Origin of the sequence: Lacrimispora sp. 210928-DFI.3.58 (assembly GCF_020554865.1) — a bacterium.
Classification (GTDB): Bacteria; Bacillota; Clostridia; order Lachnospirales; family Lachnospiraceae; genus Enterocloster.
In genome coordinates, this window is sequence record NZ_JAJCIC010000020.1 from 43,938 (window position 1) to 67,031 (window position 23,094).

Annotated in this window: 22 protein-coding genes; 7 read left to right on the plus strand and 15 right to left on the minus strand. The window is 49.0% G+C overall.

The window, feature by feature from the left end:
• Positions 1-99: 99 nt before the first annotated feature.
• The 3 genes from LIZ87_RS13160 to ftsH form a co-directional block, all read right to left on the minus strand.
• Positions 100-1,371: a BMP family ABC transporter substrate-binding protein gene (locus LIZ87_RS13160; RefSeq protein ID WP_178313629.1), complete on the minus strand. Its 1,272-nt coding sequence runs from the start codon at positions 1,369-1,371 to the stop codon at positions 100-102.
• A gap of 399 nt (positions 1,372-1,770) precedes the next feature.
• On the minus strand, positions 1,771-2,058 hold the full coding sequence (locus LIZ87_RS13165; protein ID WP_178313631.1) for a DUF6809 family protein: 288 nt from the start codon (positions 2,056-2,058) through the stop codon (positions 1,771-1,773).
• A 155-nt stretch (positions 2,059-2,213) separates the two neighbouring features.
• A complete protein-coding gene (gene ftsH / locus LIZ87_RS13170; RefSeq protein WP_227147681.1) occupies positions 2,214-4,091 on the minus strand; it encodes an ATP-dependent zinc metalloprotease FtsH in 1,878 nt (625 codons plus the stop codon).
• Positions 4,092-4,343: 252 nt separating this feature from the next.
• Between ftsH and LIZ87_RS13175 the strand changes: the two genes are divergently transcribed.
• Complete coding sequence (locus LIZ87_RS13175) at positions 4,344-4,859, plus strand: MarR family winged helix-turn-helix transcriptional regulator (protein ID WP_178313635.1); 516 nt, start codon at positions 4,344-4,346, stop codon at positions 4,857-4,859.
• Here LIZ87_RS13175 and LIZ87_RS13180 read toward each other — a convergent pair.
• Complete coding sequence (locus tag LIZ87_RS13180) at positions 4,837-7,278, minus strand: sigma 54-interacting transcriptional regulator (RefSeq protein ID WP_227147683.1); 2,442 nt, start codon at positions 7,276-7,278, stop codon at positions 4,837-4,839. The two genes, LIZ87_RS13175 and LIZ87_RS13180, sit on opposite strands and share 23 nt — an antisense overlap.
• Positions 7,279-7,546: 268 nt before the next feature.
• On the opposite strand from LIZ87_RS13180, the gene LIZ87_RS13185 reads away from it, so the two are divergent.
• From LIZ87_RS13185 to LIZ87_RS13210, 6 genes are read left to right on the plus strand one after another with little or no spacing between them, the layout of a single operon-like run.
• Positions 7,547-8,062 carry a PTS sugar transporter subunit IIA gene (locus tag LIZ87_RS13185; RefSeq protein ID WP_227147685.1) on the plus strand — a complete coding sequence of 172 codons (516 nt, stop codon included), beginning with the start codon at positions 7,547-7,549 and terminating at the stop codon, positions 8,060-8,062.
• Positions 8,063-8,087: 25 nt separating this feature from the next.
• Positions 8,088-8,555, plus strand: coding sequence for a PTS sugar transporter subunit IIB (locus tag LIZ87_RS13190; protein WP_227147688.1), 468 nt, complete (start codon positions 8,088-8,090; stop codon positions 8,553-8,555).
• A gap of 23 nt (positions 8,556-8,578) precedes the next feature.
• Positions 8,579-9,331 carry a PTS mannose/fructose/sorbose/N-acetylgalactosamine transporter subunit IIC gene (locus LIZ87_RS13195; RefSeq protein WP_178315856.1) on the plus strand — a complete coding sequence of 251 codons (753 nt, stop codon included), beginning with the start codon at positions 8,579-8,581 and terminating at the stop codon, positions 9,329-9,331.
• 1 nt (position 9,332) lies between these two features.
• Positions 9,333-10,172 (plus strand): PTS system mannose/fructose/sorbose family transporter subunit IID, encoded by an 840-nt coding sequence (locus LIZ87_RS13200; protein WP_178315857.1) that lies wholly within the window; start codon positions 9,333-9,335, stop codon positions 10,170-10,172.
• A 27-nt stretch (positions 10,173-10,199) separates the two neighbouring features.
• The gene (locus LIZ87_RS13205) at positions 10,200-11,021 is read left to right on the plus strand and encodes a BtpA/SgcQ family protein (RefSeq protein WP_178315858.1); all 822 of its coding nucleotides are present in this window, start codon (positions 10,200-10,202) and stop codon (positions 11,019-11,021) included.
• Between the two features lie 10 nt (positions 11,022-11,031).
• Positions 11,032-11,682: an HAD family hydrolase gene (locus tag LIZ87_RS13210; protein WP_178315859.1), complete on the plus strand. Its 651-nt coding sequence runs from the start codon at positions 11,032-11,034 to the stop codon at positions 11,680-11,682.
• Positions 11,683-11,817: 135 nt separating this feature from the next.
• Here LIZ87_RS13210 and LIZ87_RS13215 read toward each other — a convergent pair whose 3' ends face one another.
• From LIZ87_RS13215 to LIZ87_RS13265, 11 genes are all read right to left on the minus strand, one after another.
• Positions 11,818-12,591, minus strand: a complete 774-nt coding sequence (locus LIZ87_RS13215) for a Uma2 family endonuclease (protein WP_227147690.1) — start codon at positions 12,589-12,591, stop codon at positions 11,818-11,820.
• Positions 12,592-12,812: 221 nt separating this feature from the next.
• Positions 12,813-13,562, minus strand: a complete 750-nt coding sequence (locus tag LIZ87_RS13220; protein WP_319638584.1) for an amino acid ABC transporter ATP-binding protein — start codon at positions 13,560-13,562, stop codon at positions 12,813-12,815.
• A complete protein-coding gene (locus LIZ87_RS13225; protein ID WP_178316497.1) occupies positions 13,552-14,244 on the minus strand; it encodes an amino acid ABC transporter permease in 693 nt (230 codons plus the stop codon). Before LIZ87_RS13225 ends, LIZ87_RS13220 begins: the two co-directional genes overlap by 11 nt.
• Before the next feature lie 125 nt (positions 14,245-14,369).
• Positions 14,370-15,221, minus strand: coding sequence for a transporter substrate-binding domain-containing protein (locus LIZ87_RS13230; RefSeq protein WP_227147693.1), 852 nt, complete (start codon positions 15,219-15,221; stop codon positions 14,370-14,372).
• A gap of 220 nt (positions 15,222-15,441) precedes the next feature.
• Positions 15,442-16,284, minus strand: coding sequence for a bifunctional 5,10-methylenetetrahydrofolate dehydrogenase/5,10-methenyltetrahydrofolate cyclohydrolase (locus LIZ87_RS13235; protein ID WP_178317286.1), 843 nt, complete (start codon positions 16,282-16,284; stop codon positions 15,442-15,444).
• Positions 16,285-16,431: 147 nt separating this feature from the next.
• Positions 16,432-17,628, minus strand: a complete 1,197-nt coding sequence (locus LIZ87_RS13240) for a pyridoxal phosphate-dependent aminotransferase (RefSeq protein WP_178317287.1) — start codon at positions 17,626-17,628, stop codon at positions 16,432-16,434.
• A gap of 290 nt (positions 17,629-17,918) precedes the next feature.
• Positions 17,919-18,911, minus strand: a complete 993-nt coding sequence (locus LIZ87_RS13245) for a 2-hydroxyacid dehydrogenase (RefSeq protein ID WP_178317288.1) — start codon at positions 18,909-18,911, stop codon at positions 17,919-17,921.
• Between the two features lie 16 nt (positions 18,912-18,927).
• Positions 18,928-19,635 (minus strand): B3/B4 domain-containing protein, encoded by a 708-nt coding sequence (locus tag LIZ87_RS13250; protein ID WP_178317289.1) that lies wholly within the window; start codon positions 19,633-19,635, stop codon positions 18,928-18,930.
• A 103-nt stretch (positions 19,636-19,738) separates the two neighbouring features.
• Positions 19,739-20,566, minus strand: coding sequence for a MerR family transcriptional regulator (locus LIZ87_RS13255; RefSeq protein ID WP_178317290.1), 828 nt, complete (start codon positions 20,564-20,566; stop codon positions 19,739-19,741).
• A 56-nt stretch (positions 20,567-20,622) separates the two neighbouring features.
• Positions 20,623-22,023, minus strand: coding sequence for a sodium-dependent transporter (locus LIZ87_RS13260; RefSeq protein WP_227147696.1), 1,401 nt, complete (start codon positions 22,021-22,023; stop codon positions 20,623-20,625).
• Positions 22,024-22,434: 411 nt separating this feature from the next.
• Positions 22,435-23,061: a cyclodeaminase/cyclohydrolase family protein gene (locus LIZ87_RS13265; RefSeq protein WP_227147698.1), complete on the minus strand. Its 627-nt coding sequence runs from the start codon at positions 23,059-23,061 to the stop codon at positions 22,435-22,437.
• Between the last annotated feature and the right edge of the window lie 33 nt (positions 23,062-23,094).

Here is a 23,094-nt window from a genome sequence, read left to right on the forward strand (position 1 = left end):
ATACGTTTGCATAATAGTTGTAAAGCGGAGCCAAAATCTATATGGCTCCGCCTTTACAGCCGAATCGTTTTCTATTGTTTTTCGTGTAACTGCTATTCCTTAGTTATCGATTGTGGTGATACCATCGATCAGGATATCAAAGGCCGGAGCAGAAGCAAATTCAGACTCATGGAAATATCCGTCGGAGATATACTCAATGCCGTTCTTCTCATAGGTCTCCAGGGTCTCGCCGTTTACTGTCCATGTGGATGTATCAAATACATGGAGAGTGCCGGCTGTCAGCGCATCCTCAACCTCTTTTACCTTCTCTGCAGTTCCCGGAGCAACGACAGCGTCATTTAACTCTGTGATCTGTACAGCGCCCTCTGCAAAGCCCTTGCACCAGTCAACCGGGATCTCGGTTCCATCCAGCATACACTGAACGGCATATGTCACATAAGCTGCCCAGTTGTTGGTAGAGGAGGTCAGTGCTGCATTTGGAGCAGTTGCGATCATGGAAATGTTGTAGCCTACGCATGGAACGCCGGCTGCCTCGCAGGCAGTAGGAGCTCCGGTAGTATCTGCATGCTGGCTGATCAGTACACAGCCATCAGAGATCAGAGCGTCTGCTGCTTCCTTCTCAAGGTCAAAGCTTGCCCAGCTGTTGGTGTATTTTACTTCCATGGTAGCATCCGGGCATACGGAGCGCACACCTAAGAAGAAGGAGGTATATCCGCTGATAACCTCTGCGTATGGATAAGCGCCTACATAGCCGATCTTGCAGGCATCCTTTGCAACGGTTCCATCCTCGATCATCTGGTTCAGCTTCATTCCTGCAACAACGCCGGATACATAGCGTGCCTCATAGATGGATGTGAAATAGTTGTGCATGTTGGCAAGGCCGCTGGAAGCTGCCTGGAAGCCGGTAGCGTGGCAGAACTGTACCTCAGGGTACTCCTTTGCTGCCTCGATGATGTAAGACTCATGTCCAAAGCTGTTTGCAAATACGATCTGGCAGCCCTGATCTGCAAGGTCCATGGCTGCATCCTTACAGGTCTCATCCTCAGGGATATTCCACTTGATGATGATCTGGTCATCAGAAAGTCCCAGGGCCTCCTTCATCTTCATAGCGCCCTCATAGTGAGCTGCCGTGTAGCCCTCGTTCTCATCGCCGATGTAAACAAAGCCTACCTTTAAATCATCCTTTGCAATCCCACCGGTTGCCTCTGCTGCTGCCTCAGTCTCCTCGGAAGCTGCCTCGGATGCTGCTGCAGTGGTCTCTGCTGCCGGAGCTGCTGTTGTTGCAGGTGCAGAAGAATTTCCTCCGCAGGCTGCCAGTGACAGGGTCATTACGCCTGCCAGTGCTACGCTGGCTAACTTTCTCAGTTTCATAATGTTCTCCTCCATAATTGTGGGACAGAACGGAAGAAAATACGCCAGGTTCTGTTATCTACTCGCCCTGACGTAACATCGTTGTCCTATCCGATTAATATGTAACACAAATACGTAGTTAAGTATAACATATTTTCCATCATTGTCAATATTAACCAGGAATCTTGTCCTATTTTTACACAATATGGACGTTTTTTGTCCATTTTGTCCATAATTTATAACAGTTCAGAGGGCGGGAAAGCCTGCCTGAGAATCTGCGTCAAGCTTGCTTGTAAGCAGATTCTCAGGCAGGCTTTCCCATCGGATGGACATCCGATGCTTCTTGTGCGGCCACAGGCCGTGCAAGAAGATACACATCCCCCCACCCAAAAAACCAACATATCCTCCCAAAAAACAAAATCACCCTGCCGCTTCCCGGTCCGCCCCTCCAAAGACTTCACACATAATGGCCGCCCCGATGCGGAAGCCATCGCAGAAGGTCTGTGTCTTCTCCATATAGGTCAGCTCCAGATAATGCTCCATCAAAGCCTCAAATTCCTTCTGTGTTTCCTCATCCAGCTTTTCTGTAAACTCCTCGATTTCCCTCAGGGACTGCCTGCACAGGGCATCATACTCCCGGCTGCCCTTTATCCTGTTTTCTGCCGGAAGCAGATCTCCCGCATATAATTTCGCTAACATACTTTCCATCCTCTCTGCCTGCCTTTCTCTCCTGCATTTTCATCTTCGGATAAATGCCCCCGCCTATCCATTATTTAAAGAATAACACAGCCCCGGCCCAAATGCAATCGAACAAAATCTTACGATTACACCTGTTCCGAGGCTGATTCTCTGCCACGCCTTTCCTACTGCTTTGCAGTGCTTGCAGGCTGCTCCTCTTCCCTTTGGAAGATCTCCATAAACTCCTCTCCGGTAATGGTCTCCTTTTCCAGCAGATAGGCCGATATCTCGTGAAGCTTCTTTTCATTTTCCCTTAAGATGGATAATGCCTTCTCATGCTGCTCTCTCACGATCCGCACTACCTGCTCATCGATCATGCGGGCTGTCTCAGGAGAACAGGACAGAGAGGTATCTCCTCCCAGATACTGGTTATTTACAGTCTCCATGGCCACCATGTCAAATTCTTCTGTCATGCCGTAGCGTGTTACCATGGCTCTGGCGATCTTGGTGGCCTGCTCAATATCATTGGAGGCTCCTGTGGTGATGGAGTGGAAGATCAGCTCCTCCGCCGCTCTTCCGCCTGTATAGGTAGCGATCTTGTTCAGCGCCTCCTCCTTGCTCATAAGGTAGCGCTCACCCTCATCTACCTGCATGGTATAGCCCAGGGCTCCGGAGGTTCTGGGAATGATGGTGATCTTCTGTACTGGGGCAGAATGGCTCTGGCAGGCCGCCACCAGGGCATGTCCCACCTCATGGTAGGCTACGATCTTTCTCTCCTTCGGAGGGATCACCGCGTTCTTCTTCTGGTAGCCTGCAATGACCACCTCCACGCTCTCCTGTAAGTCCTCCTGCACCACAGCCTTTCTGCCAAACCGCACAGCTCTCAGGGCTGCCTCGTTGATAATGTTTGCCAGCTCCGCACCGCTGGCTCCTGCTGTGGCTCTGGCAATGGCATTATAATCCACGTCCTCTGACATTTTCACTTTACGTCCGTGGACGCCCAGGATGGCCTCCCTGCCCTTCAGGTCCGGCAGCTCCACCGGCACCCGGCGGTCAAAGCGTCCGGGACGGAGCAGGGCCGGATCCAGGGATTCCGGGCGGTTGGTGGCGGCCAGGATCACCACGCCCTTTTTGCCGTCAAAGCCGTCCATCTCTGTCAGAAGCTGATTCAGGGTCTGCTCCCTCTCATCGTTTCCGCCCATTCCACCGCCGTCTCTCTTCTTTCCTATGGTATCGATCTCGTCAATGAAAACAATGCAGGGAGCCTTCTCATTTGCCTGCTTAAACAGGTCTCTCACCTTTGCTGCGCCCATACCTACGAACATTTCCACAAACTCAGAGCCGGAGATAGAAAAGAATGGCACATGGGCCTCTCCTGCCACTGCCTTTGCCAAAAGAGTCTTACCTGTTCCAGGCGGGCCCACAAGGAGGGCGCCCTTTGGCAGATTGGCGCCGATATCGGCGTACTTTTCCGGGTTGTGAAGGAAATCCACGATCTCCTTTAAGGCATCCTTTGCCTCCTCCTCGCCGGCCACATCCGCAAAGGTGACACCGGTTTCATTTTCTGCATAGATCTTCGCATTGGACTTGCCAAAGGTCATGGCATTGCCGCCGCCCATTTTCTTAGAAACCATCCGTCCCATGATCTGACCGATAATGACAAACATAAGGATGGGAGCCACCCAGGTCATAAGGAAGCTTAACAGAGGGGAAGCCTGAGTGGGGATCTCCTTCTGGTAGTTCTCCACCCCCGCCTGATCCAGACGGGATACAAGCTCTGCTCCTGTCACCATGCTTCCTGTCTTGTAGGTGACAGGCCACTGCTGGTCTTTCAGCGTATACTGTATCTCCATATAGCTGCTGTCAACGTATACATCCTTCACATTTCCTGCATCCAGCTGCGCGGTGAACTCATTATACGGCACCTCGATGGAGCGCTCCAGAACAGATGGGAACACCAGGGCATTTAACACCATCACGATCAGCAGGACCAGGAAGTAGTAATAGAGGAAGGGCTTCTTGTTGTTCAGGTCCTTTCTTCCTCCGTTATCCTTTAAACCCATATTCGAATCTCCTTTTCATTTTTCATTTTATAGTTATAAGCACTTAACGCCTGTCCTTTGGGCATTGGCACAAAGTTCCTTGAGCGTTGCTGTTTTTATACCTATAAAATACTCTCTGCTTTTACATTTGTCAATAATTAATTGTAAATTTTTATTTACTTTTAATAAATATTGACATTTTCCTTTTCTTATGTTAAAACGGATAATAGATCACAGTCAAACACATAGTTACTGAACAGGAGGTATTTCGTCATGGAACACACACCGGATGCCTTGTCCGTGGGAACTCATTTTTTGGAATTTTCCATCGGATTTCTCAATTTAGCCAAATGCCAGTACCAGCAGCAAAACGAAATCAAAGCAGGCACTCTGGGCTTTCACACCCTGGTGCTGTTAAGCCTGCCCGGCCATCCATCGCCCACCATGTCAGAGCTGGCGGCCGACTTAGGGATCCCAAAGCAGCAGCTAACGAAACTGGTAAACCTCATGGAGGAAAAGGAATTTGTCAAACGCCGCCACAGCGACAAAAACCGGCGCCTTGTCCACCTTGAGATCACCCCCCTGGGGCTGGATATCCTGAACCAGTTAAAACAGGACATGCTTTCCTCCACCGTGGATGCCTTTTCCAGGTATACGCAGGAGGAGCTTATGGAGCTGGACGACTGTCTTTCCAGGATGGCGGTGCTTTTGGGGAAGCTGGCAGCTTTCGCCTCCCCTAACTGCCAGGAGAACTCCAGGTTTTCTTCTACTGCAGAAAAATTTCAGTAACATAAGCAATCTCACTAGCCGGAATCTTGATTCCGAAAATATTCTCCGCATACTCCAGCTTATGCTCCACCGTATGCATGATCTCATAATTTTCATTTGTAAAATTATTCAGGCGGGAATAGTTCCAGTTTTCCTGCCGGATCGTCCGTTCCAGCATATTACAGCAGTGGCACAGGTACTTGGCTGCAATCTCATTGGAATATGGCCTTCCCAGCTCCAAAAGCGTAGCTCTCAGACATTTTTCCAGCACACTGACAGCCTTTCCCGTGTCAATGAATACTGTTGTCTTGGAGATTACCTTGTCAATCAGATTTAAGATAAATTCTTCCTGAGCACCCATGTGCTCCGATCTTCTGCCGTGAGACTGGCAGAAGTAGGAAAGCCTTCCATAATCTAACTGGTTGGATATCACCTGGCGGATGGTCTCCAGCAGAAGGGGAAGCGTAACAGGATATAGGATATGGGCATCTATTCCCGTTTTCTGGGTCACGTATTCATTCACCGTTGTGAGAGGCTCCATATCTGTCAGTATCAAGACTCCTGAACCACGGTTCAGGCGCCGTGCCTTTTCTGCCGCCAGATCCAGACAGTCCTTCAGGTTCACGGCAGAGGATACATTGATATAATCAATAATATAATCATCACAAATCGTCTTAAGAGCATACCCCACCATGTCGGACGCAATGTTCTCCCCATGGCAGATTACCAGGATCCCCGGATTCACTGTGCTGATCCAATTGGAAAAAATTGCGAAATAGGAGGCCAGATAGTCAATTTCCCTGTTTGAAAAACGGAAGGAGTAAATCTGGGTCAGGCTTTCCATAATGTCCAAAGCCATCTGGTATTCCTCCGGGAAGCTTTCCTTTGAGGCAGCCAAAGCCTCCACCTCTGTCTGAGGATCGGAAGCATCTCCACGCTTCAGCATATTGGTAATGTGGAGGAGAACCCCGTACAGCAAATGGAGATGGCTCTGATACGCTTCCAGCTTTCCCCTTTTTTGCAGCTCAGCCGTCACTACCTGAAGTACGATCGGAAAAATATTTTTTCTGATCTCACGGACTTCCGTACTTTTACAGTTTGAAAGGCTGGAAATATTGGCAACTGCCGTCTGGTAAATATTGTCAATTGCCTTTCCTCCGGCCGCTAATTTCAAAACCTCCTGTGTCTTGTCTGTAAAGAAGCAGGACTCCGACTCCAACTCTGAAAAATATTTTGACAGGCTGTTTTCATTCAGCTCTATATACTGGTCCGGTACCTTCTCCAGAATGTGGCGGATCGTTTCCTGTCTGGGGCCGGACTCAGAGAACGCCAGTATATCCTGAGACAGGTTGTGCAGGCGGATATATACCGTTTTATATTGGTTTGTCATACTGTCCAGGAGCGCACGGGCACAGATCGCTTTTATCTCATTAGAAAGCTGCAGTATCTGCTTGCTGTATATAATAGAGGCAAGGCAGGCAATCACATCCTTGGATATCCTTACCGGATACTGAAAGGTCTGAGTCTCCTCTGAAAATAACTGAAGGATCAGCCATATTTTTTCCTCGGTTCCCCTCTCCTCCAGATCCGGTATCCGTATTGTCACAGGAAGGCGCTCTGTCAAAATTCGTGTGGCCTCTGATGGCTCCCTGCAGGTGGAAGCGATGATCATACATTCTATAGGCCTTGGTTCTATATCACCAATCCGGCTATAGTTGTTTCTTGAGATAACACTGCCCAGAAGATGGAGGGAACCAATGGGAAGATATTCAATTTCCTCGAAAAACAGGATTCCCCTTCTTGCTGCATCTAAGAATCCGCGGACTGATTTTCCGGAAGCAGTGCTCCTTGCAAGGCCCAAAAGCCGTTGGGCAAACAGCTTGGGGTTATCTGAAAAAGTATAACAGGGAACTGCGATGAAGGGGATGTCTGAGGACACATCCATGCTCTTTCTGTACTGGTGGATGCAGGCGGCAAATTCCTTTTTTCCCACACCGGCTGGTCCTTTTAACAGTACATGAAGGCCGCAAGGAGGATAAGAGGCGGCCGCTTTTGCCTGTGCAATGGCATCCTTTAAACTTCCGCGGGCCCCGATCAGCTGCTCCAGGGAATACTTTGGCTTCTCCTCTGGTGCTTCCTTTGAAGCTTCGATCAGGCCTGACAGGCTTTCCCCTTTAGCAACTGTCTGAGGGATAAATGCTCCCGGATAATACTCTGAGACCAGCTTTCGGTCCATAAAAAGGGTCGGCTTCCCCTGAAACTTGATCAAAAGCCCTTCTCTCCACATTTTGTTCAGTGTTCTCGATACATTGGATCTGTCCTGCTTCAGATCAATGGACAGTGTGTATGCGTCCACCCCCTTATTATCAATTTCATTGCTGTCCAGGATCAAGCGTGTCTGCCTTCGGATATTCTTTAAAAGTCCATCATTCTGAGCCATAAAGGTCCCCTTCCATTATTATTATAAACTTTAAGCGTCCGCGGCTATAAAAAATGCGTGCATCAACAAAGAAAATTCTAACACACATTTTTGCATTTAACAAGAAAGTGTAAATATGTGTGTAAATAGTGAAGGACTTATTCTCCCATTTTGGGGAGGGGTTTTATTTTTTCCTCAATAAAACTTTCCTATTCCACAGTGAACAAGGGGATACACACCTCAACCGCAAATCTGTGATGCAGAATCATGCATCCTCTTGTTCACTGGGGTGAAGAATATAAAATGCATAAATACAGATGGAAAAAGTGTAAAAAATTCATCATACTTTACAAAATCGCTCTCCGCGCTTATAATGAATGCAGAAAACATGACAAGGAGGTTTGAAATGAGCAGAGCGCTTCTTTTAAGCCATGGAGAGCTGGCAAAAGAGATCCTGGCCACAACCAGATTAGTGCTGGGAGAAATATCAGGAGTAGATTTTCTTACATTGCCCTCAGGAGTAGACCTTTCTCAATATGAGCAGGATATACGCAGGCGGGTAGAGGAAGCATCAGACGGGATTCTGATACTGACGGATATTTTTGGGGGTACGCCTTTTATAACCGCTTCCCGTGTATATGCATCGTTGGAAAACAAAGACCTGATGGAAGTTGTAACAGGAATGAATTTGGCCATGGTGCTTCAGGTATGCGGCTCTCTTGGTAGCATGACGGTCGGGGAATTGAAAAAAGAAGTCATGGCGGCCGGAGCAGAGGGGATTATTGATCTGAAGGACAAGGTGTGAAAACAGGCAAAGGAGGAAATGGGGAATGAGCGTAAAAATGATTCGTATTGATGACCGCTTGATACACGGGCAGATCGTAGCGGCATGGGTAAAAAGCCTCTCCATCAATAGAATATGGATTGTGGACGACGGAGTTGCAGGGGATACTTTTATCACAAATGTGATGAAGATGGTAGCTCCACCGGATGCAGAGCTGATAATTACCGGAACAGACGGAATTGCTTCAAGGATTAAGGAATTTGACACGGCTGATAAAAATACGTTGATCCTTGTGAAATTCCCAAAGGTCGCAAAGCTCATCTTCGATGCAGGCGTAGGCTTAAAGGAGCTGAATGTAGGAGGTATGGGAGCAAATGCTGACCGAAAAAAGCTGTTCAAAAACATCTCCGCCAGCGAAAGCGAGCTTGCTGATTTAAGGGCAATGAAGGAAATGGGGCTTAAAGTCTATTTTCAGGTAACGCCGAACGAAAAGCAGACACTATTTGAAGGATAATTAATAAAAAAGGGGGTTTTCACATGTTAATTCAATCACTCATTGTAGCCTTTTGGGCCTGGTTCAATGGTATGGTCGTGTCAGAATATCTGGTATGGATCGTCAGAGGCGCTCCATTAGTAAGCGGCACTATCACCGGCATCCTTATGGGCGATTGGCGCGCAGGAGCCATGATCGGTGCATCTATCCAGCTGCTTTATATGGGTCAGGTAACCGTAGGCGGAATTTCTTCCTACGATAAATGCTACGCCGGAATCATAGCCACCGCCGTTACCATTGCTTCTCATCAGACTCCGGAAATTGGCATTACCTTGGCAGTAGCCCTGGGAACACTGGGCCTGATCGCAAGTAATGTTTACATGACCGTATGTGTGGCCTTTGTCCATATGGCCGACAAATATGTAGAGGAAGGAAAAACAAACCGCATTTGGATATACAACTGGCTGCTTCCCAATCTCCTTGGTATATTGCTCTATGGCGTTCCCGCATTCCTGGCAGTATACTTCGGCGCTTCTTATCTGGAGGCTTTCATGAATCAGATCCCGCCCTTCGTATCCACTGCCCTTACTACTGTGGGTACCGTTCTTCCTGCCTTAGGAATTGCAATGATGTTCAAAGCCGTATTCAGTCCCAAATTTGCGCCCTTTGCCGTATTCGGATATCTCGGCGTTGCATATCTCCATATGGATATCATTTCCTGCGCATTGTTAGGCATTGCCTGCGCTGTTCTTTACTGGACCCTTAACCTTGACAAGCTGGTAGAAGGAGGAAACTAAGATGAGTGAGCATACAGCTGAAATAACAAATAACAATGAAAGAAAATTAAGGAAATCGGATCTGCTCCGCTGCTTTTTAATCTGGGAAACAACCTCTGAGTCCTGCTTAAGCTATGAGCGTCTGATGTCTCTGGGTTTCTGCCATGCCATGGCCCCTATCATCAACCGGCTTTATAAAACAAAGGAAGAACGGGCCGCTGCATTAAAGAGACATCTGGTATTTTTCAATACAGAAAATAACTGGGGCGCATTTATCCCAGGTATCGTCAGCTCCATGGAGGAGGAGCGGGCAAACGGCGCTCCTATCAGTGATGAAATGATAAATGGTGTTAAGATTGGTCTTATGGGACCCTTGGCGGGCATTGGTGATACAGTGACACAGGGGCTGCTGAAGACTGTGCTTCTGGCAATCTTTGTAGATATGACTTTGAAAGGCAATATCGTGGCTCCTCTGATCTACGCAGTCGTCTTTGGAATTTACATTGCAGCAATGGGATATTTCACCTTTTTTACAGGCTACCGTCTGGGACAGAATGTATTAAGCAAAATTACGGACCGCTCTATTATGCGTAAGATCACCAACAGCTTGTCTATCCTGGGTCTGGTGGTTGCAGGTGCAATGATGGTAAACAACGTAGCTATTACCACCCCTCTTGTCATTGCCTTTGGACAGACCTCGGTTGTGATCCAGGAGCTTTTAGATTCCATTCTTCCGGGAATGTTAAGCGTTATCTTTGTACTGGGCTGCTTTGGCATGATGAAGAAGAATATCAGTGTTTTTAAGATCATGATCATCCTGTTTGCCATTGCAGTTGTAGCTGCTTTTTTCGGAATTCTATAATTCATTTATTTACAAAGGAGAATAAAAATGGTTAGAAAAACATGGTTATCCGATATAATCGGGACAGAAAAGGCAGCTTTTGGCCTGGTACATTTTCTCGCCCTTCCAGGAGATCCCTTATATGATCCCGAGGGAGGACTGGAAAAGATCTTTGAGGCAGCCCTAAAGGATGTGGAAGCTCTCCAGGAGGGCGGCATTGATGCCCTGCATTTTTCCAATGAGTTCAGCTTTCCGTATCAAAAGAACCCGCCTAAGGAGATTATGTCCACCATGGCCTATCTCATCGGCCGCTTAAAGCCCCATATCGACGTACCCTACGGCGCTAATGTCATCAGCAATCCCAGTGACAGCGTAGCTCTGTGTGCCTCTGTGGGAGCTAAATTTACAAGAGGCACCTTTTCCGGTGTTTATTCCGGAAATATGGGACTTTATGACACTGCTATCGGTGATTATGTGCGTCTCCGCCACAATCTTCATGCAGACAATGTTAAAATGATCCATTATGTTGTGCCGGAGTCCAGCGTTGATATCGGCGGACGAGATCCTCTGGCCTCTGCAAAGGCAGCCAGATTTATGAATATGCCGGATGGCTTTGCTGTTCCTGGGGCAACTGCCGGCCAGTCAGCTGATATGTCACTGCTCCACCAACTGCGTGAGACAATGCCGGATATGGTTTTAGTCGCGTCTACAGGAGTAAAATATGAGACTGTTGAAGAAGTATTTTCTATCTGTGATGCCGCATTCATCGCCACTAGCTTAAAGAAGGACGGAATCTTTGAGAATCCGGTAGATCAAGCCAGAGTAAAACGCTTCATGGACAAGCTGAAGGATTTCCGCAGCTCATTATAAAAGGAGTCCTATGATAAAAGCAGTATTATTTGACTGTGACGGAGTGCTGTTAAATAGCGAGAAAATTTATTTGGAAAGTGTCTGCTGTTACTTAAAGAACCTTGGCAGGGAGACGCAGTGGGAAACGCTTGCTTACCTTGTGGGGGCCGATATACAGGCTATTACCGTACAGCTCAAAAAAGATTTCCAGTTGGAGGAGCTGTCCGATGAAGAAGTGATCAAGGGGCAGCGGCAGATATTCAATGAGCGTTTCTACGGCTCACCTCTTACGCCTATGGAAGGGCTGGTTCCCCTTCTGGAAACGCTCCGGGACAGCGGGATAACCCTGGGCGTGGTATCTTCTTCCGGGCAGGATTATGTGGAATATGTATTGAAGCAGCTGAATATAGGGGAGTATTTTCAGCTATACATAGGGCGGGAAGCAGCGGAACGCTCGAAGCCGTGTCCCGACCTGTATCTGGAAGCCCTGAGGCGGCTGGGACTGACGCCTGCTGAGGCAGTGATCGTCGAGGATTCCTTTAACGGGATCAAAGCCGGAAAGGCGGCCGGCTGCCATGTCATCGCCTACACAGGTTCCGGGATCAGACAGGATATAACAGGAGCTGATCAGGTCATTGACTCCTACGGAGATTTCCCTGTGGAAGAACTGATAAAAAAGTAAGATAGTATGAAGGCAGGTACAAGAACTCACGATATGGTCTTTTGTACCTGCCATTCTTTTTTGATGATAATAGAGGCATTTTAGATAGCAGCGTCTCTTCTCCGTCCAAAATAATACCTTGCCTGGAAATATCCCCTATTCATACAAAAACCGAACATAATCATACACTTCCTGAAAATCAATCTCACAGTCCCCATCCCATATATTTACAGGGATCTTTGCGTCGAATCCGTAGATCATGAGATAATTGTCATGCTCGAAATCGTATACAATGACATTTCTCTTGTCCGGATCGACCATCCAGTATTCCCGGACTCCGGCATTCATATATTTATTCAGCTTAATGACCATATCCTTCTTCCGGGTAGAGGGGGACAATATCTCTATCACAAGATCCGGCGCTCCGTAAATGCAGCGCTTGATCACCTTATCCCTGTCGCACACAACAACAATGTCCGGCTGTACCATGGTACGGTCATCGCAGTCCAGCTGAACATCAACAGGAGATACAATGGGAAGGCAGCGGCCTTTCTCTGCAGTGACATATGCCAGCAGCTTGGCATAAAGCAGACCGATAAGCAGCTGATGGACAGAGGCGGGGGCTGACATGTCATAGATAACGCCATCGATCAGTTCCACCCTCCGTTCATCCGGAATCTGATCGTAATCCTCCAGCGTATACTCCCCCTGGCGCTTGGTGGTATAAACAGGCTTGCCTTCTTCCGCACGGGCATGCTCTGTCTTTTCAAAAATACGTTCCAGCGCAATCAGCGTATCGTACCGGGGCGCAGAAGTGACCCCGCTGAAAATTTTCTGGACCGTTCCCAGGGGAACGCCTGACAAATGGGAAATCTGCTCGTATGTATACCCCAATTCCTTCTTCCTGGCTTTCATTTCCTCTAATGTCATAAAAGCTTCCTTCCTTCATTTCTTCTGCTCTTATATTCTGCTCTTATACTACAGCAAAAAGTGTCGGAGGTCAACCGTTTTTATTCCATTTATGGAAATATAGCGGTTATTTTCATCAGGACTGCGAAACCCGTTTTTGGTCTTTTCAGTATATTTAGCAAAATAAAAGGGCTGCCAAAAAACGGCAGCCCTGATATGGTCTGTATAGGATCTGTATTCTTCTACAACACCTTACTGAGAAATGTCTTAAGCCTCTCATTCTTCGGATTTCCAAAAAACTCCTCCGGAGCAGCCTCCTCCATAAAGTAGCCCTCATCCATGAACATCACCCTGGTAGCCACTTCCTTTGCAAAGCCCATCTCGTGGGTGACGACCACCATGGTCATCTTTTCCTCTGCCAGGTCGCGCATAACGCTTAACACCTCACCTACCATCTCCGGGTCAAGGGCGGAGGTGGGCTCGTCAAAGAGCATCACGTCCGGCTTCATGCACAAGGCACGGACAATGGCGATTCGCTGCTTCTGGCCGCCGGAGAGCTGGCTGGGATAGGCGTGGGCCCTGTCTGCAAGGCCTACTCTCTCCAGGAGGGCCATTGCCTGGGCTTTGGCCTCCTCCTGGCTCTTTCCCTGGAGCTTCACTGGGGCGATCGTCAGGTTCTTTAAGATATCCATGTGGGGAAACAGGTTAAACTGCTGGAACACCATGCCCATTTTCTGGCGGTGCTTATCAATATCTGTCTTCTTGTCCGTGATATCGATGCCCTCAAAGAAAATATGTCCCTCCGTGGGCTCCTCCAGACGGTTTAGGCAGCGCAGGAAGGTACTCTTTCCTGAGCCGGAGGGTCCTACCACAAATACGACATCTCCCTTGTAGATATCCACGTCAATGCCCTTTAACACATGAACATTTCCAAAGCTTTTTCCCAGGCCCTGGACATGGATCAAGGGCTCCTCATGTAAATTACCGCTCATTCTGCCTCAGCCTCCTCTCCAGAATCTGTATCAGCTTTGTAAATACCATAACGATCACAAGATAGATCAGCGCCACCGCGATGAGCGGCATAAATGCGCTGTAGGTCCTGCTTCGGATAATGTCTCCGCCCTTTGTCAGATCCTGTATGGCTATGTAACCGGATACGGAGGTTTCCTTTAACAGGGAAATGAACTCATTGCACAGGGTCGGCAGTACGGTCTTAAATGCCTGTGGCATGATGATGTACCACATGGTCTGTGTATAGTTAAAGCCCAGGCTCCGTCCGGCCTCCATTTGTCCCGGATCAATGGACATGATGCCGCTTCGGAAGATCTCCGCCACATAAGCACCGGAGTTGATTCCAAAGGCCATGGTCGCCACAAGCACCTTGTCGATCCTGGCGCTTCCAAATACGACAAAGTAGATAATAAGAAGCTGTACCACCACGGGTGTACCGCGGATAACCGTAAGGTATACCTGACAGATCGCATTTAATATCTTCAGTTTACCGGTTTTGTCGTGGGTAGAACGCACCATGCCCACCAAAAAGCCCAGGACAATACCCATGAGCCCGGCAAACAAGGTGATGGTCAAAGTCGTCTTCAACCCTTCCGTCAGATAACGCCAGCGGTTGTCAGACACAAAATTCAGATAAAGTGCATCTGTAAAGGTAGTCCACATACTTATTATCCTCTGCTCTTTCTTAAAAATACAGCTGCCCAGGTGCAGGAACAGTCGATCCCTATTTCTGCAGCCTGCGGCAGCTCATTGTGACGCTGTACCAGGGGCGGTACAGCAGCTCCTGTTTACTCAGCCTTGATGTACTTTGCTACGATCTCGTCCAGAGTTCCATTCTCATCTAAGGTCTTTAATGCAGCGTTGATCTTATCTAACAGCTCAGTATTGCCCTTCTTTACTGCAATCGCATATTCCTCCTCAGTAAATGCCTCGTCAAGGAGCTTGATGCCCTCTGTCTCGGAAACAAAGGTCTTAGCCGGCTCGCCGTCGATCACAACAGCATCGATCTTGCCCTGGCTTAATGCCTGAACAGCCTCAAAGCCCTTGTTGTAACGCTCAACAGTGGTTCCCTCTGCCTCCAGGTCAGATACATAGATATCGCCTGTGGTGCCCAGCTGTACGCCTACTATAACGCCTGCCAGATCATCCGGGCCTGCGATCTCGCTGTCTTCCTTTACAATGATCATCTGAGAAGCCTTTGCATAGGTATCAGAGAAATCAACAGACTGCTTGCGGTCCTCTGTCACTGTCATACCGGCCAGACCCATATCTGCCTTTCCGGAAACGATCTCAGGGATAATGGAATCAAATGCGATATCTTCGATCTCCAGCTCCATGCCCAGCTCCTCTGCGATCGCTGCAGCGATCTCAGCATCAATACCTACAATGCTGTCTCCGTCATGATACTCATAAGGCGGGAACTCTGCATTGGTAGCCATGATCAGAACGCCGCCTGCGGCCTCTGTCTCTGCTGCTTCTGTCTCCTCAGCCTCTGTGCTTGTGTCCTCCGCACTTTCAGCTGCCTCTGTTGCCGCTGCCTCTGTCTGTGCCGCTGTGGTCTCCTTAGAAGAACCGCCGCAGGCTGTCAGGGAAGCTGCCATCATTGCTGCCATTGCGAATGCCAATGCTTTCTTTTTCATGATTTCCTCCATTCTGTGCGCGCCCTTTGACGTATCGCACACTTACTCTCCTCTTTTCTTTTATGCATTTTAATGCATAACTATAAAAATTAGTAACGCTTAATATTATAAAGCATTTTTCACTTTTCGCAAGAGGAAATTAGGGGAATCCGCCTCATTTTTTGTATTTCCGGCGGATTCCCCTAAAAAAGCAGGCAGCAGAACGCATTTTTATGAAATATTATCCCCTGCTCCGCAATGCTGCCTGCACCAGATGCTTTGCCAGCACAGCGGTGGTAACAGCTCCCACTCCCCCTGGAACAGGGGTGGCCATAGCGGCAGTTTCCTCAATGGAAGCAAAATCTACATCCCCGCACAGCTTTCCATTCTCGTCCACATTGATGCCCACATCAATGACAACGGCATCCTTGCCCACATATTCTGCGTCCAGCATTTTTGCCCGTCCGGCCGCTGCCACCAGGATCTCTGCATGCCGGCAGGTCCCCTTCAGATCCGCTGTCCTCGTATGGCAGATGGTGACAGTAGCATTTTCCCCCAAAAGCAGCATGGACAAGGGCCTGCCCACCACCATGCTGCGGCCCACGATGGATACCCTCTTTCCGGTAATGGGGATATCATAGGCCTTTAACACCTCTACCACGGCCTCCGCCGTGCAGGGCGCAAAGCCCGTCTTGTCTCCTGCAAAGACCTTGGCGATATTGACCGGTGAAATGCCGTCCAGATCCTTTTCAGGATGGATCATGGTCTCAATATCCTTCTCACAGATCTGCTTTGGCAGGGGACGCAGAAGCAGGATTCCCGCCACCTCCTCATCATCGTTGATAGCGGAAAATGCCTCCTTAAAGGCAGCGTCTCCGATGTCCTCCGGAAATACATAGGACTGGACGCGCAGCCCAAAGCTCTCCATCTTTTTTACTGCCCCGCGCTCATAGGACAGGTCGTCAGGCCGCTCTCCCACCCGGACGATCGCCAGCTTCGGTGCCGGGCCCTCAAACCCTGCCAGCATTTCCTCCACCTGTGCCTTGATTGCCGCCGACACTGCGGCTCCCTTTAAACTCTCCATATTCTCTTCCTTTCCCTTTCATGCCAAACATGCTCTGTCTCCGATTATACACCGGATCTCCCCATATATCCAGAATATCCTTCCGAAACCCAAAACAGGCAGGCGAAAAAAACGCCTGCCTGCAGATCGATCCTATCAATTGTGCGCTTAGAACTCCAGTCCGTACTCTTCCTTCACAAACTTCTCCAGTACCGGGAAGCTGCGCAGAACCTTCTCTGTGTCAATGCAGTATGCCATACGGAAGTAGCCAGGGCAGCCAAAGTTGTCGCCCGGTACCAGGATCAGGTCATACTTCTTTGCCTTCATGCAGAATGCATTGGCATCCTCCTCCAGAGCCTTCGGGAAGATGTAGAAGGTGCCTCCGGGTTTTACTACCGTGAAGCCGATCTTCTTTAACTCATCGTAGATCAGGTTCATGTTTGTCTCGTAAACAGACAGGTCGCTGGTCTTATCCAGCACCTTTGCCACTGCTAACTGGATGCTGGAGGCCGGGCAGTTATGACCTGTACCGCGGCTGATCTGGCCGCACATAACAGCGATGATGTCAGCGTCCGTGCACTTCGGATTCACAGCAATATAGCCGATACGCTCACCGGGAAGGCTTAAGCTCTTTGAGAAGGAGTAGCAGGAAATACTGTTGTCATAATATTTTGTCACGTAAGGCGCATCTGCTCCTTTGAATACGATCTCACGGTATGGCTCGTCACTGATCAGGAAAATATCGTGGCCGTACTCCTCCTGTTTCTTTCTCATGATATCTGCCATCTTCTTAACTGTCTCTGTTGTCAGAGCAATGCCGGATGGGTTGTTTGGCGTATTTACCAGAACAGCTGCCACCTTGTCTGTGAGCATCTCCTCAAATGCCTCCACATTGATCTGGAAGTTCTCTGTGTTGGCAGGGACCACCTTCAGCACAGCGCCTGTCAGGTCGATGTATGGATGGTATTCCGGGAAGAACGGAGCGAAGGTAAGGATCTCATCGCCAGGCTTAGACACGCAGCGCACCGCATGTGCAATGGCGCCTGCCGCACCGCTTGTCATGAAGATGTGCTTTGTCTCATAATTCATGCCGAAACGCTTATTTAAGCTCTCTGCAACCGCTGTGCGGACGCTCTCGATACCCAGGGACGGGCTGTAGCCGTGGATCGCCACCGGATTCTCTGTCTGCAGCATGGAGATCAGCTCCTCTGTGAACTCCGGAGCACATGGAACACTGGGATTGCCCAGAGTATAGTCAAATACGTTCTCGTATCCGATCTCCTTGCCTCTTGCCGTAGCATATTCGCTTAATTCGCGGATGATGGACTTTCCGCCCAGCATGCCCTTGTATAATTCGTTGATCATTTGCCTTTTCTCCTTTTCTTTACTATGAAAGTCCTGCCGCCGACAGGCGGCATGTATTCAGGTATGCCAAATGCGCCCACCAGACTTTTATGGTGTAGTAGTGCGTCCGCTGCTGGGCGCATGTAGGTTTACTATGAAAGTCCCGCCGCCGAATAGGCGGCTTGTATTCAGGTATGCCCCATGCGCCCTTCAGGTTTTCATGATGTGATGGCGCGTCCGCTGCCAGGCGTATATGGGTTTTGTCTTAAAACTCTGTTCTGACAGGGGGCATAACGGTTCAGTGACTCACATTACCAGGGATTTACAATGTGTTCCGGCTTTTCCCCTGCTGCCACCTTTGCAAAGTCAGACCAAACCATCTCGTAGCCTCTGCGGAAGGAGGATGCCGTAATACCGCCGATGTGGCAGCTCAGTATGAACTTATCTGCGCCCTCGCCCATTGCCTGAAGCAGTTCATTGTCCTTCTGTACGGGCTCGCCTGCAATGGTGTCCAGGCCCGCACCTGCCAGTTTTCCGCTCTTTACAGCCTCTGCCAGAGCGGCACTGTCTACCAGCTCCCCTCTCGATGTATTTACAAGATAAGCTCCCTGCTTCATTTTGTCAAGGAATTCTTTTCCAACCATATTAGCTGTCTGCGGGGTAACGGGAAGATGGAGGCTCACAATGTCGCTGACAGCCAGAAGTTCATCCATCGGCTTATACTCTGCCCCGTATTCCTTCTCCTTTTCTTCGGAGGCTCTGAAAATATCATAGTAGTAGGTCTTTGCCCCAAAGGCCTTTAACAGCCTCGCTGTTTCCTTTGCAATGTCTCCAAAGCCCAGCAGGCCTACCGTGCAGTCACCGATCTCCTTTAAGCTGCCGGCCTTCATGTAGCCCTCCTTCACCTCGATCTGGCTGCCTTCGCGGACGCTGCGGTCACCGTAGCATACCTGGCGCAGAAGACCCAGCATCAGAAGGATGGCCTGCTCTGCCACTGCCAGAGCGTTCATCCCCTTGCAGTTGCACACATAGATGTGCTTTTCCTTTGCGGCCTCCACATCGATGAAGTTAAAGCCGACTCCCTCAGAGTGGATGATCTTTAAGTTCGGCATGCCCTCCATCACAGTTCTGGACACGCCCGACATAGCGTCCACTAAGATCATTTCTGCATCAGCTGCCACCTTTAAGATCTCCTCGTCCGGTGTTCCCGGCATCACGCGGACAACCTCGGTATTGCGGTACAGTTCTGTATCCGGTGAGTATTTTTCCAGACGGCCCGGACGGCCAATTACTAAAAGCTTCATGTTATTTCCCCTCCTATTATTCAAACTCAAATACATTATGCTCTGCTGTAAGGAAGTCAAATTCTGCCTTGCAGCCAAATTCCTTCTCAATGAATTTTGCCAGCTCATCCCTGGCAGCCAGGATCTTTCCGTCATTCTTTCCTAAAAAGCCGTCAATGGGGAAAAATACGTCCTTTGTGTCCTCCGTGATCTTCCCGTCATCGCTCTGCCGCCAGATCCAGCGCCTTGTCTTTACTGTGTGACTGCTCACATACACTAACTCCCCGGCTCCCGGCTTTTCTGCCTCTGTCTCTCCCAGCGGAAGGAAGGTGTCCTCCTCCACGGAGAAACGTACTTCCAGGTCCCCATCCAGCTTTCCGATGTCATGGGCTCCCATGGGAAGGACATATTTTAAGGAAAATGCATTTCCCAGGTCCACAATGCTGTTGATCTCCGGCAGTGCATGGCCCTTCTGGACACGTTTTCCCAGAGCCTCAATGGAGCACATGAATTTATTCGGATTCATGCCCAGCGTATAAAAGGCCTCCCTGTAAGGCAGGATGTCTCCGTCCTCCTTTAAATTCACCTCTGCCTTGCGTGCCTTAAAGGACTCCTCCTGCTCCCTCAGCATCTGAGTGATGCTCTCTGCCCTGCGGCTGTTGTCGATCCCTCTTGCCGCTACGATTCCAAAACAGGCATCCGGCAGTTTTTCAAATACCTGACTGTCAATGATAAATCTTACCATGCTTCTCATCCTTTCCATACGGTCTATTCCAGTGTTACTACTTTTTATTACTTTAAAGCATAAACTCTCCAGTAACTGGAGAGTCAACAGAAAATATTGCTTTTTAAAGGTCTTCTGTTTTACCGTACGGAATCTGGATCTCTGTGATGTACTGTGATACATCATTTGTCATGCCGGAATCGATCATGGTGATCTCCATGGAATCTCCCGCTGCCCGGTAGCCCTTTTCCTCCATGTAGGTTAAAAGCTGCATATAGTATTTTCCTGCTTCCCGGTGGGTGCCTCTGAACCGGATGGTGACATAATCCCCGCCCGGCAGCATGGTGATCCCCTTTTCTCCGGTCTCATCTGCCTCCAGAAGAATGAAAATGCTGAGAAACGTATCGAATTTCCGGGCTTCAATGTCCTCTCTTGCAATGGAGACCCCTACCTTTCCCAGAAAGATCACGGAATTTAAGTGGCTGGACTGCTCCAGCTCCCGGATGGAATACTCCAGGTCATCCCCCACAGGTATCTGCTTTCGCAGGATCGCCAGGGTCCTGGGCGGCAGCTTTTTCTCCTCAATATGGCCGCATTCTGTCCGCAGGGCGTCCTCGATCTGTGACAGCCTGCTCTCGATCTTCTTCTCGATCATCTCCAGCAGCTGCCTCTGCCGCCCGATCACCCGCTTATGCTCATGGAGGATGTCCACCATTTTCTCCGCATCCCTGTTCTCAAAAAATTCCTGTATCTTCGCAAGGGGCATGTCCAGAGCACGCAGGTATTTGATGGTGTTGAGGCGATCGAACTGCTTTGTGCTGTAATAGCGGTAGCCCGTCTCAGGATTTGTGATCTCCGGCTTCATAAGGCCGATCTCATCGTAATAACGCAGCGTCCTGATATTAATGTTGAAAAGCCTGGCGATCTCGCCAATAGAAAATAAATCCTGCATTTTTCCTATTCTGACATTCTCCCTAAATCAGGACTCTGCATCAATCCGGCAAAGCACTAGAATTTCACGATTCCGATTCCGCTGAGGAAAACGATCAGAATGATCAGTGGATCCACAACAGTCATAAGGATCTTAAACATCTTCTGCCAGGAGAAGGTCAGCTTCCCTTCATTTGTTATTTCTTTGATCGCATTATCGGTCTTCCATACATATCCAATAAAGATACACATGAAGAAGGCGCCAAATGGCATGATCAGAGTGTTCACCAGCCAGTCTAACGTATCCTGGATATTTCTTCCGCCGATAAGAATGCTTCCCAGAATATCCGTATTGGACAGAGAGCAGATCGTTGCACCGATCGCAACAGCGATACCGACTCCTATGGTGGCTTTCTTTCTGTCAACCTTTTTGAACTCATTTATGTAGCTCACAGACACTGTCAGCATAGCGCAGGTGGAGGTCAACGCTGCAAATACAACCAGAAGGAACATGAGGAATGCAAGGATCGTGCCAAAGGCGGGACCAAAGGCCACATTTAATGACTGGGGCAGGGCATACATGAGCATACCCGGTCCTGTCTGGGAGGCAGGATCGATCCCCGTGATCGTGCTTACTGCAAATACAGCAGGAAGTGTCACTAATCCCGCTAAAAGAGCCACACCTGTGTCAAGAGCCGGAATCGCATATGTCTCTGTTAAAAGGTTGGAATTCTTCTTTAAATAAGATCCAAACGTGATGATCTGTCCAACGCCAAGGCTTAAGGAGAAGAAGCACTGTCCCATAGCAGCCAGGGCTACAGCTCCCAGGCCTCCTGCCGCTTTCACGTACTCCATGTTGGGAACCACCATGAACTTAACACCCTCTATGCCGCCCTTCAGTGAAAGGCTGCACACTGCACAGATGATCAGAAGGATGATCAGGAGAGGCATCAGGACCTTCGCTGCCTTCTCAAGTCCTCCCTCAATGCCTTTTACATCAATCATAACTGTCACTGCCACAAAAATCAAGGCGAAAATCGTTGGAGTCACAGGAGTGGAGATCGAGCCTCCGAACAGCGCCATATCCATGGTTCCAATAGGGGTGGTAAATACCTTAAAACAATACTGCAGGATCCAGCCTGCTATAACGCTGTAAAAAGATAAGACAAATAAGTTTGCAAGCGCTCCCGTAAATCCCAGGAAAGTCCAGAACTTTGTAGCTGTCTTTCCCTGCCCGCAGGCAATCGCAATATTCCTATACGCATCCGTAGGCCCTGCCTGGGCATGGCGCCCTATGGTCGCCTCACCTAACAGAAGGGGGATACCCAGCACCAATACAAAGACAAGATAGCAAAGGATGAACACACCTCCTCCATTCTGTCCCGCCAATGTAGGAAATTTCCAGATATTTCCAAGTCCAACTGCACTTCCTGCTGCCGCCATCACGTAACCGATATTGCTGAATCGTTCTCTCTTCATACTCGCACTCTCCTTACCTGTATATGATGTTGTTGGGGACAAAAGGTATTTTGACCCCTTTGATACCGAATTGCTACGCACTGCGTGCTCCCGCAATTCTGAAAAACATTCATAATCCGCTCATTTTTCTGCGAAAAATGGCTGCTTATTCACATTTTTGACGGGTCCCAAGGCCAAAACTCCTCTTGCAGGCAAGCTTGCATCGGATTTCCTGCCTTTTGCCCCTGGTATCATATGATAGGTATTAGGTTCATAGATAATGCCGGCTTATCCATTGTAATACAACGACAAAGAGGCCTGACAGAATTTCTTCTGTTAGACCTCTTTGTCGCTTTACAGTATAAACTCTCCAGTGACCGGAGAGTCAAGGCTTTTTGAAAAATTTTTCACACATTCTGCAATCAGCTGTTTTTATTTCAGGCAGGCAAGGACCACTCCGTAAATGCTGTCCGCCCTTTTTGTCCCCTCTGCCACAAGAGCCTCTGCCTCCTGGTTGATCTCCTCTGCCTTTTCCCGGTTCTTCATGGCCTTTGTATTGATATACACATTCATGACTGCGCCTAAGAGCGCTGTTCTTATAAACTGCACTCCAACGCCCACATCGCTGACTGCCAGGCGGCTTCCCTTCTGCGCCAGCACTTCCAGGATATCCAGCATTTCTACGGCTCTCTTCATGATATCAAGAGGTACATAGCTGGCATCCAGAAGACGCGCCTCCATGACCCGGGCCTTTTTTGCCTTCTCCTCCTCTGTGCCTGAAGGCATGCTGTAGCACTGGGCTAAGGGTGCAAAGACCTCTGCGTCCCTGTCTGCAAGACGGATAAACTCTGCCTGAAGGCCCTCCATGGTCTCAAGGAGCCCCTTGATCTCCTCCTCCACCTCTGCATACTTTTTCTTTCCAATGGTAAGGTTGGCCACCATCTGGCCCAATGCATTTCCCAATGCGCCTGCCAGGGCAGAGGCTCCGCCGCCTCCCGGCACAGGTGCCTTAGAAGAAAGTACTGCTAAAAAATCCCTGATCGTGCTCTGTTCTGTCATATGTCATCCCTCATTTCTTTTTAGACTGCTCTC